We start from the raw sequence: 2,127 nt of genomic DNA on the forward strand, positions 1-2,127 counted from the left end.
CTTTTATTAATTTTTATTTGTAATTACCAACCCTTTTTGATCGGATTTTTAACTGTTTTGCCAGTTATTTGAATAAATAATCAAGCTACTGTGTGGCGCGATACTGCGCTCCGCAACGCTCCGCGAACGCACCACACCCCCATCTATTCTCAATAATAGTGGGATTTTAGTTGAACTATTCTTCAGCTTATTTGATAAGTCCACCTCTATATATAGCTTTCAGCTACCTTGTCACCCCGTGAGCCTCACCTCTCTATTCTTCCTCTACTTCCTCCAAAACCACATCCTCATAAAGCATCTCAATGGGAAAGCTCAAATCTACAGAAGTTAAAGTTACTTCCTGACCTTCCCCATAATTATAAAGTTCCCAAACACCTTTTTCGTTAAGTCGAAAACACTCCACCGCCATCTCTCGCGCGTCAATTAAAACGTATTCTTTAAAAGTAGAAATGTTGCGATAATTTTTAAACTTTTTGCCCCTGTTAAAAGCTTCGGTTCCTGGAGATAAAACCTCCACGACTAAGCAAGGATGATAAATAACTTTAGTGGCACGTCGGTCTCTTTCATCGCAAGTTACCATCACATCAGGATAATAAAAAGGTCCGTTTTCGGATAGTCCCAGTTTGACATCTACCATTAATACTTTATACCCTTTACCTCGCAGATGATTTTTTAAAGCCGTTGCCAAATTAATACTAATCTCATTATGAGGAATAGTTCCCCCAGTCATGGCAAAAATATGACCGTTCATATATTCATATTTAATCGGTTGTTTCTCCTCCCAGTCAAAGTATTCTTGGGGGTCATTTTATCTGGTTTGGGAAGTGCTACCATTGTTTGTCTCCTGGTAATTGAGGTTTTGATTTGATTTTAACATATTGGGGAAGGTCGTTCTATCCCTCCTGTTTTCTGGCAGAAAAGCGATCGCTTATGCTACAATAAATAATATTAAATCCGGTAGCATCGGTGTAATTAAATAATAGAGTGTGGGGAGGGTGGGGGGATGGGGAAATATAGAAAGATTTGGCATTATGTGAAGATGGAACATTTTTTTATACCGAATTAACCGGATTTGATATAAATACAACTTTCTGTACTCATAAGATTGCTTTTTTCTATTTCGTTCCAGTTGTAATGACAATTATCAGGATTTGGTATCAGAGATTATTTTTAACTTTTGACTTGATGCTATTGCATAGCTGGCGATCGCTATCATCAATATTTGGGTTATTCTGGAGATAGTCCTACATCCATTTGTCGGTGTATTTCTTTGAACTTTTGTCGAAACTTCCTGTAGTAGGTCTTTAATTTATTTTGGCTATTGCATAGCTGGCGATCGCTATCATCAATATTTGGGTTATTCTTGAGATAGTTCTGCATCCAGTTGCAGGTATATTCCCTTAACTCTGGTAACTCTTGCTTAATATTCACATCCCAAAGGAGAACTGTTTTGTCATCGCTAGCTGAAGCAATTCTATTACCATCAGGGCTAAAAGCTAATCCGATAACGCGATCGTTATGACCATAAAAAGTTCCCCGTTCTTTACCATTTGTGTCCCATAGTTTCACAGTTTGATCGTCACTAGCTGTAGCAATTAGCTTACCATCACGACTGAAAGCTACGGCTCTAACTAACCTCTTGTGGCCTTTTAAAACCTTCAGTTGTTTACCATCTCTGTTCAATAATTTGACTTTATTGTTGTTAATTGTAACAGCAATTATTTGCTTGTCTGGGTCTTTATCGGGACTGAAAGCTACTCCAAACACCCGTAATTTACTATTATTATTATCATTATCTAGAAGAATTCGCTCTAGAGACCCGTTTATGTTCCAGAGTTTTGCTGTTCCATCACCACTTCCTGAAGCAAAAACCTTACCATCTGGACTAAAACTTAATCCTAAAACCGGAAGTTTATGTGCTTCAATAGTATTCTGCAAGCTACCGTCTCGCTTCCTGATTTCGATTTTTCCTGTAATGTCTCCAATAACAAAAATTTGGCTCTCAGGGCTAAAACTTACTGCCAGAACTTGATTCTGTTTAAGTTCACCTGGGTGGGGTTTTAGGAGTTCGATCTGATTACCGTCTGCTCTGGAAATTCTCACACTTCCATCCCTAGAAGCTGATAA

The 2,127-nt window shown here is 38.2% G+C and carries 3 protein-coding genes; 1 reads left to right on the plus strand and 2 read right to left on the minus strand.

Annotated elements, in window-relative coordinates; translation table 11 throughout:
- Positions 1-253: 253 nt before the first annotated feature.
- Positions 254-751, minus strand: coding sequence for a Uma2 family endonuclease (locus F6K22_RS39350; protein ID WP_293110440.1), 498 nt, complete (start codon positions 749-751; stop codon positions 254-256).
- A 272-nt stretch (positions 752-1,023) separates the two neighbouring features.
- Between F6K22_RS39350 and F6K22_RS39355 the strand changes: the two genes are divergently transcribed.
- On the plus strand, positions 1,024-1,242 hold the full coding sequence (locus tag F6K22_RS39355) for a hypothetical protein (RefSeq protein WP_293110442.1): 219 nt from the start codon (positions 1,024-1,026) through the stop codon (positions 1,240-1,242).
- Here the strand turns inward: F6K22_RS39355 and F6K22_RS39360 are convergent.
- On the minus strand, positions 1,228-2,127 hold a 900-nt coding region (locus F6K22_RS39360), incomplete at its 5' end, for a WD40 repeat domain-containing protein (RefSeq protein WP_293110444.1). The two genes, F6K22_RS39355 and F6K22_RS39360, sit on opposite strands and share 15 nt — an antisense overlap.

This window comes from Okeania sp. SIO2F4 (assembly GCF_010672385.1).
Lineage (GTDB): Bacteria > Cyanobacteriota > Cyanobacteriia > Cyanobacteriales > Microcoleaceae > Trichodesmium.